Origin of the sequence: Bacillus cereus group sp. N6 (assembly GCF_016483705.1) — a bacterium.
GTDB classification, from domain to species: Bacteria; Bacillota; Bacilli; order Bacillales; family Bacillaceae_G; genus Bacillus_A; species Bacillus_A wiedmannii.
The window spans coordinates 1-8,576 of sequence record NZ_JAEHBI010000084.1 but is presented as its reverse complement, the minus strand read 5'-3'; the positions used below and the strand labels follow the sequence as shown (position 1 = coordinate 8,576).

Genomic DNA, 8,576 nt, shown 5'->3' with positions numbered 1-8,576 from the left:
ACTTTCCCCATGTAGACACCTCATTTGGTTCATTTTTTATTATAGTAACCTGTGTCTACTTTTTAGTCTAACATCAAGGATAGGAGACACATTTTTACGACACAACTCTCTACATCAACAAAGAACTCTTTTCGAATACACACATTGTAATAAATATATATATAATGACCTTTTCAAAAGCCTTTTCTATCATGAATCATGGAAAAGATGAGACAAAAATACACCTTAGGCAAAAGTCTTTTTTGACCTATCCGACTTAGTATCCATCTTGTATACTGATATTCCTAAAAAGCTTTCTATCTTTTAGGCACATGTATTACAGAAAGGAGAATAGATATGCACCAAAAATCACGGGAACAGCAAGCGTATGAATATATTAAATACGCGATACTAACAGGAGAATTGAGCAAAGGGGATTTATTACACCAACATCATTTAGCCATTCAATTTGGTATGAGTCGTACACCCATTCGCCAAGCATTATCAAGGTTATCAGGGGAAGGATATGTAACATCTTATGGAAAATCAGGAACGTTTGTTTCATATAAAAATCCCCTTTCTATACAAAAGAGTTGATATGAAAAAACGACTTTTATTTCCCTGTATTTTCATGCTTATACTAAGCAGTTGTTACTATGTTCAGCAACAGGGTCTTTCACGTATGTTCCAGCAACCAGATACGGTTTCACCTATTATACCAAATGAGAAAATCATAAAAGAAAAGCAGGAAAGACACGATATTACCTCTCCCCCTATGAAATTAGAATTTCAGCAAACACAAGTTACAGTCAACATTCTTCCTGTAGGATTAGATTCAACAGGAAGAATGTTAATAAAAGATAATCTAGAGGTTGCCTCATGGTATAAACAAAGTGCGGTTCCTGGTAATCCAGGAAATGCTTTGCTTGCAGGACATCGAGATTGGAAAGGGGACTTAGGACCTTTTCAATACTTAGAAAATATTCAAAAAGGAGAACATATTCTTATACAATACGAAAATAAAGAAGTTCGCACGTTTCAAGTCATAGAAAAACAGGTATATCATGTAGAAGAGGTTCCTGCATCGGTTATGAATATACAAGAAGGGCCGCGTGTTACTCTCATTACCTGTACAGGGAAATTTATTCAAGAAAAAGGTGGCTACCAAGATCGTGTAGTAGTGACTTTACAATCGATATAAACAGTTTTAGTGGATGCTTATTCAACAGAAAATAAGAGGGGACTTAAAAATGGACTTAATTTTATGGATTTGTGGAATCATATCCATTCCACTCGTTTTTTTATATTATATGTATATAACATTTATTTCACTTTTACCTAGATACAACTTTAAAGATATAGACTCTCCTATAGAGACAGAGCTACCTTACTTTATTTTTTGTATACCTTGTCTGAATGAAGAGAAGGTAATTCGAAAAACTGTTGAATCTCTATTGCAATTGGATTACGATCGTTTGTTCATTGTGGTTATAGATGATGCATCTGATGATAATACGGTGCATGTTGTACGACAGTTAAATGATCCTAGAATTCGAATTCATCAACGGAAATTTCCTCAAGCACGCCTTGGAAAAGGGGAAGCATTAAATGATGTCTATCAACAAATTTGTAAAGTGGTAAAGCGTCTGTCTATCGATTCTCACCAGGTTATTTTAACGATTGTAGATGGAGATGGTCGACCAAGTAGTAACCTTTTACAAGAGGCACAAAGTGCCTTTGTAGACCCAACAGTTGGAGCTGCGCAAACAACGATTCGCATGACGAACCGTGAAAATTGGTTATCTCTTATGCAAGATATCGAGTTTTATTCTAACGTAGCAACGATTCAAAATAGTCGAGAATACTTACAAAGTGTTGGCTTAGGAGGAAATGGACAATTTTCACGATTAAGTGCGATGCAAGAGTTAGGAACACATCCCTGGTCAAGTTGCCTATTAGAAGACTTTGATTTTGGATTATCTTTATTAATTCGTGGTTGGAAAATCCGTCATTTGTCTCATAGTGCAATGTATCAACAAGGCGTTACATCAATCTCACGCTATATTAGACAGCGGAGTCGTTGGGCCCAAGGAAATATGCAATGTCTGTCCCGAGTAAAGGAAGTCTTACAAGCAAAGCTCCCTACACTTGCAAAGTTGGATATTCTTTATTTCTTATTGCAACCCTGGACCAGTTTAATAGGAAGCGTTATCACAATTCTATCATGGATATTAATGGGGATTTTTTTGTATTCGTATGATTTTCAATTTTTCACTACCTCTACACAATGGATATGGAATATCGTCTCACTCTTGCTTTGGATTTTGTTAGTCTTTGGACCAGGTATATTTTGGGGAATTCGCCATTATCAATTTACGAATAAAGATTCCTCACAGAGTTGCTCTTTTTGGCAATGTATCTTAGCAGGACTAAGTATGCCACTTTATAACTTACTAGTTATTCCAAGTGTATGGACTGCTTGTTGGCGTCAACTAATACGAAAAAAAGAATGGTTGAAGACAGAAAGAGTAGAAGAGAATAGCTAGAACAGTATACCTCCATACAGACGAATGGAGATATACTGTTTCTTGGGAAATGTTTAAATGTCTGATAACCGAATTAAAGAATTAGATTTTATACGTCTCGTTGCTTGTTTTAGTGTTGTAATGATTCATACACTTCACCGAACAATATATGAACGAGGAGTATGGAATCAAGAAACTAATGATATTTTAACCGCTATACAATTATCTTTAATGTTCGCAACTCCTTTATTTATCCTTATTTCAGAAATGATAACAGCCTATTCCTATAAAAATCGTATCCCTAAAGGTTTCTTGTGGGAGAAAATAAAATTTATTGTCGTTCCCTATTTTATGATGACCATCATTTATGCAATAGATACTACCTTTTCTGCATCAAATATAAATCAGGATTTTTTTGAAATATGGAGTTTATATTTAATTGGCCAATGGCATGGTTACTTTATGCTAATTATGTGTCAAATGTATCTTCTTCATATCTTTTTTGTGAAATTTTTTTATAATAGCAACCCGACCTTTTTGCTTATTTGTACAGGTTTGTTAAGTATGGGATATTGGTTAATATTTGACATATACATACCTAATTTGCCTTCTTCTAAGTATAGCTGGGATGTTTTGCTTAGGATGCCTTTTCTAGGATGGTTGTTTTATTTTACAATAGCTTTTTATGCAGGAAAGAATATTCATACATTCCGCCTTTTTATTTATCGTTATAGAAAATACCTGTATCTTACTTTATTTATTACTTTTTGTATGGTACATATACTTTTTCAAAATGAGATAATTCATATTGTTAGTTCTGCCAGATATGATGTAGTTCTCTATACTGTTTTTATATTTATTGGAGTGATACGCCATATTATATACAGTGGGTATGTTCTTGTTCATACGGGATATATTTGTTACATCCGCTTGTTCAGAAGTATGTTGCGCTATATATAAGTAGATTTCACCTGTACACCGTATGTTACATAGTGATTATACAGATATTAGGAATAGGAATACCGATAGGTATTGTACTCTTCTGTCATAAATATTGGTGGGGGAAATATTTAGTTGGCAAATTCCGTGCCCCCTTGAAAAATAATTAAGGTGCTCCGGTTTGAAGGGCATCCCAATTGTTAGACACATAATTAACAATTGGAGGTTCATTTTTTATGGCTAAATTTTTTCAAAAGATGAAATACAAGCAGTAAAACGATATCTATAAGAGATAGAAGGCGGTAAAACCATTGCTAATTCTCTAGGTTTTTATCCTAGAGGGATTAAACGGTTTGAATTTTCAGGGGAAAAGGCGTTTAAAAAACGCTATACAACTTACTCTCTCGAGTATAAACTAGATGGAATATATGAATTAAAATGGGACATCTCTGAAACAAACAGTTGATTTTTTTAACATTCCTTCTTGCAGAAACACTCTGAAAATGGAAGTAGCTTATGAAACAGAAGATTTAGATTCCCTAAAATAAAAGAAAAGGATTGTCCCCTATGCAATACAGAGTTCAATCCTTAGTAGCTACTTAATATATTTGTCTAACTTTTTAGGTTCAATTAAATTTACGAACAAAGCTGCAACCGCCATTCTGTGTTACTTGAAAAATAAAATTTATTTTTATTTAACTAGCTCATTAGGTTAGGTATGTGTAGCAATGGAACAAAATCATACAACAAAGTATTAGCAGACATTGTTTATCTAAAAACTTCTTAAGTATTAGAAAGCCTTTTAACTAAATAGCATATTTAGTTTTGAATTGGATAATCAGTAACCAAGACATTATCATATATCCCCTGGATTTTCCCCTTAAAAGATTGATGAACGGGATGTACAGCATAGTCTTTTAATGCTTGTTGATTTTCGAATGTAATACGAAATCCTAGTGTATAACCTTGAATTTTATCTATTTCTTCTGTTATATTATGACCAGCAGAGATATCTAAAATGCCCGGTATCAATTCTTTAAAACGTAAAATTTCCTTTACAAGCTCTGACTCATTCTCCCCTGTTATGTTTTGATTCCACTTAAAGAATACCATATGTTCGTATCTCGTATTTATAGTTTCTTCTGTTGGTTTCATTTAGGATCTCCTTTAAATTTTATTTATAATCTGAAAATCATTCTGCGAATACCAATCGCTTGTATGTATATGACTTTCTCATCATAATTAATTTCAAATAAAAATAGCATGCAAATTGAAATCGATTCGTTGTCTACGTTGTTTGAAAACATGTCATATGAGTAGATCTCAAGTGCGATATTCATCTATTTAACGTGAGACAAAAACTCAATATCCGAATCAAATGTTAATAAAACAAAAACGTATCATTAACATTAATATAAAACAAACGATTCATTGATGTTTTGTTAACATTTTATTAATAGTTAGCTGATACCTGCTGCGATACGTCTTAAGCAGTTCTAGACCGTAGTGCTAGTCCATTTATTACTTCCAAACCTATTCAGAATGAGCAATACATGGGATCAGATTATATTGATACTGCGTATACATCATATCCTTACATTAATCTTCTTTCGGAAGCACAATTTTTTTATACAATTGAACGGTAATAAAGTAGTACATCAAATAAATCACTACGAAAATAACAAGCGGTAACCAAATGCGGAAATACGGATCAACTAAAAGAGGGCTGAACATGTTCATACCAACTAATATATGAGCAATACCGACAATTGCTGGGACTAAGAATACAAAGAATAACTCTTTATAAATCGATTGTGTTAATAACTCTCGGCGAACACCGATTTTACGAAGCATTTGATAACGTGTACAATCTTTGGATGCACCAGACAGAACTTTAAACATTAAACAACTTGCCATCATTGCTAAGAACGTAATTCCAACGAAGAAGCCCATAAACATAAGTCCGCTAACGAAACTATAATTTGAATTATATGCTTGATACTTACTATCCAATTCTTCCACTTTCACATTTTTATATTTCACTGCCTGTAATTCATCAAGTTTTTTCCATTCTTTTAAGTATGATCCAAAATCATCGGTTTTCCCAATAAACACAGTACTTTCTTTCCCCTTCATACTATCATATATGTTTTGATCTACAATTTTCACTTCATGATCAGGATACATATAAGTTGGCTGGATTGTCCGGAAAGCGTCTTTCCATTGTTCTGGTTTCCCATCTTCTTTATACCATGCTTCTGATAATGTAAATGCATCCAGGGGAAATTCCTCTGAAACTTTCATTGTCTTCCTATTTTCTCGATCTACTACTAAAGGACGATTGTTCTCTAACTCTTCTCTTATATAATACACATACGTATCATCTACTTTGTAGCGATATGCAAGCTTCTCTTGAAATGAGATACCACTCAAAATGTTCTTTTCTTCAGCTGTTGGATTATGAACGACTGAATCGTAAATGTATCTTTGCTCAGTAATTTTTAGAACGTTGTTTTTAAATGCCATACCACATGCAATTCCACCAGCTCCAAGAGCCACTAAGATTGCTGCCGTTGCAAGTACATTTGCTAGGCTATTCATACGGAAGTCTAATTGGGCAAAAGTAAAAGCATTCAACCCTTTTTCCCTACGTTTTTTATTACTCTTTACCTTTTTGATCATAACTGGGAGAAGTGATCCAAACAAACAGTAAGTACCAACTGTTGCTGTAATTAATCCAAGACCCATGAATTTAGGTACGGTTAGTATATCGTTTTCCTGTAACTTTGCTATATGAATCAGTGACGCATATCCAATACCTAATAAAATCAGACCAAGGAGTGCAACTACACCTGTCATTTTTCCTTTTATAGCAACACGCTCTGTTTGTACATCTGCATGTACAAGTTGTAATACAGAAATACGAGATAATTTCATACTATTCATGATTGCTGATACTATAAATAGTGCAAAGAAGAAGGTGCTAGTAACAGTCATAGATGGAATATACAATGATTTATAACCTTCACCAGAAAACTCCAATTGTTTCATTAATAATTGACCGATACCTTCTGCAAGTCCTACACCAACAATAATTCCCATCGCAAGAGACGCTGTGCCTAATACGATCGTTTCAATAAACATAAGTAGTGTAACTTTATGCTTTTTTGCTCCTAACATCATATACATCCCAAACTCTTTTTGGCGAAGAGATAATAAAAAAGAATTTGCATATAAAATATAAAAAAATGTAATAATCGCTAATAAAAAGGAACCAATTTGGAATGCAAATGCAATCTGAGCAACATTTGAATTGGATTCAAGGAACGCTGTATTTAGTGATAACGTTTGGAACATATAAAAAGTTGAAATAGATACGATAAGACCAACAAGTAAGACAATATAGTCCTGTAACTTACTTTTTAGTCCTGACATGGAAAGTTTAAATAACATGCTTGAACTTCCTTTCTTACCCTTTTTGTGTGCCTAAATCTGCAAGCACGTCTAAAATTTCTTTATAGAACTCTTCACGTGTACCACCACGGTGAATTTCTTTATATAGCTCACCATCTTGAATGAATAAAATACGCTGACAGTAACTTGCACTATACGGATCATGCGTAACCATCATAATAGATATGCCTTGTTCTTTATTTAAGTTTGTCATCGCATCAAGTAAACTCGTTGCATTTTTAGAATCAAGTGCCCCTGTAGGCTCGTCCCCTAAAATAATTGCTGGTTCATGCACAAGTGCACGCGCTGCCGCAGACCGTTGTTTTTGTCCACCAGATATTTCAGATGGATATTTTTGAAGAATTGCGGAAATTCCTAACATACCCGCTACTTTTTCTACCTTCGGTCCAATCCTACGTGATGAAACCCCTTGGAGTGAAAGTGGAAGTGCAATATTTTCATAAATAGATAAGTTTTCTAATAAGTTAAAATCTTGGAAGATGAATCCTAATTTTAGTGAACGGAAATCAGAAAGTTCACCTTGCTTCATTTTCGTAATATCCGTACCCGCAATTTCAACAACGCCACCCGTTGCTTTATCAAGTGTTGAAATTACATTTAATAATGTTGTTTTACCAGAACCAGATGGTCCCATAATACCAACAAACTCACTCCCTTGAATGGAGAATGAAACCCCTTTTAGTGCGTGTGATTGGTTATCCCCTTTTTTACCGTACACTTTTTGAACGTTTTTTACATCTACAACTGGTTTCGTCATATATATCCTCCTACGTTTGTTATTTTCTTACCTATTTTGTTCTTTTTAGAGCTGAACTGCTATTTAATAACATTACATTTTCCTTACATTTTTGTAAGGAGGTATTTCTTTTAAAACCATCTACTTTAATATGTGAAGAATACACATATTAAAGAAAATATCAAATACTGAACGGATTGTTACAATGAGGTGTAAATGGTTTAAATGACCTCAAATGTGCACTTTTACAAGCGATATTACTTATATAGTTGCAAAATTCTATTTTCGATACATAAGAAATATACGATAACGACCCCCATTTCGAGGAATGGGGATACCCCCCTTATTCCAGAATCCATCTTTGCAGGGTTTTCATCATATCTTTAGCCCCTTCGTGACTTAAAATTAAACGTCCATCATAAAATTCCATATGATTTTCAGCTATGTTTCCTGTCACAAAACAAGTTCTTTCTTGTTTCCGTACATGTACACTCCCATCTTGTACAAACATCTCTACACGGGTATTTGGTACTAAATCAAACGTTCTTCGCATTTCTTTAGGTAGTACGACTCTTCCTAAGTCATCTATTCTTCGAATCATTCCTGTGTTTTTCAAAATAATCACCTACTTTCTACTTTTATTTTTTGTTTATTATACCTAATTATACCTTAAATCTCTTTATTTTTGTCTTACGTAACCAAAATATAGGGAGGGAAAGGATTCTGTTGCAAAGTTAAAAACTAATCAAAAATCATAAAACATATTTCATACAATATGTTTTATGATTTCTTCTTACTTATATTTTTTGGGTGATTTTAAAAAAAAACACCTAAAACGAATACGTAATTTTGATATTAAGTCAATAAAATAGACACAGATAATTTCAATTATGCAGCCTCCGATTCGTACATACGTTCTTTTT

General features: G+C 33.6%; 8 protein-coding genes and 1 pseudogene. 5 read left to right on the top strand and 4 right to left on the bottom strand.

Features of this window, described 5'->3' with window-relative positions; all coding sequences use genetic code 11:
* Nucleotides 1-336 precede the first annotated feature (336 nt).
* From JDS99_RS28935 to JDS99_RS28915, 5 genes and pseudogenes are all read left to right on the top strand, one after another.
* Nucleotides 337-576, top strand: coding sequence for a GntR family transcriptional regulator (locus JDS99_RS28935; protein WP_199696247.1), 240 nt, complete (start codon nucleotides 337-339; stop codon nucleotides 574-576).
* Nucleotides 577-661: 85 nt separating this feature from the next.
* Complete coding sequence (locus JDS99_RS28930; protein WP_199696246.1) at nucleotides 662-1,180, top strand: class F sortase; 519 nt, start codon at nucleotides 662-664, stop codon at nucleotides 1,178-1,180.
* A gap of 49 nt (nucleotides 1,181-1,229) precedes the next feature.
* Nucleotides 1,230-2,525: a glycosyltransferase family 2 protein gene (locus JDS99_RS28925; protein ID WP_199696245.1), complete on the top strand. Its 1,296-nt coding sequence runs from the start codon at nucleotides 1,230-1,232 to the stop codon at nucleotides 2,523-2,525.
* A 57-nt stretch (nucleotides 2,526-2,582) separates the two neighbouring features.
* Nucleotides 2,583-3,464 carry an acyltransferase family protein gene (locus JDS99_RS28920; protein WP_199696244.1) on the top strand — a complete coding sequence of 294 codons (882 nt, stop codon included), beginning with the start codon at nucleotides 2,583-2,585 and terminating at the stop codon, nucleotides 3,462-3,464.
* A 215-nt stretch (nucleotides 3,465-3,679) separates the two neighbouring features.
* A pseudogene (locus JDS99_RS28915) lies at nucleotides 3,680-3,988 on the top strand (IS3 family transposase); the annotation flags it as partial.
* A 274-nt stretch (nucleotides 3,989-4,262) separates the two neighbouring features.
* On the opposite strand, the gene JDS99_RS28910 reads toward JDS99_RS28915, so the two are convergent.
* From JDS99_RS28910 to JDS99_RS28895, 4 genes are all read right to left on the bottom strand, one after another.
* The gene (locus JDS99_RS28910) at nucleotides 4,263-4,598 is read right to left on the bottom strand and encodes a Dabb family protein (protein WP_199696243.1); all 336 of its coding nucleotides are present in this window, start codon (nucleotides 4,596-4,598) and stop codon (nucleotides 4,263-4,265) included.
* Between the two features lie 444 nt (nucleotides 4,599-5,042).
* Nucleotides 5,043-6,896 carry an FtsX-like permease family protein gene (locus JDS99_RS28905; RefSeq protein WP_199696242.1) on the bottom strand — a complete coding sequence of 618 codons (1,854 nt, stop codon included), beginning with the start codon at nucleotides 6,894-6,896 and terminating at the stop codon, nucleotides 5,043-5,045.
* Nucleotides 6,897-6,912: 16 nt separating this feature from the next.
* The gene (locus JDS99_RS28900) at nucleotides 6,913-7,674 is read right to left on the bottom strand and encodes an ABC transporter ATP-binding protein (protein ID WP_199696241.1); all 762 of its coding nucleotides are present in this window, start codon (nucleotides 7,672-7,674) and stop codon (nucleotides 6,913-6,915) included.
* 322 nt (nucleotides 7,675-7,996) lie between these two features.
* Nucleotides 7,997-8,269, bottom strand: coding sequence for an AbrB/MazE/SpoVT family DNA-binding domain-containing protein (locus JDS99_RS28895; RefSeq protein WP_242475787.1), 273 nt, complete (start codon nucleotides 8,267-8,269; stop codon nucleotides 7,997-7,999).
* Nucleotides 8,270-8,576 lie beyond the last annotated feature (307 nt).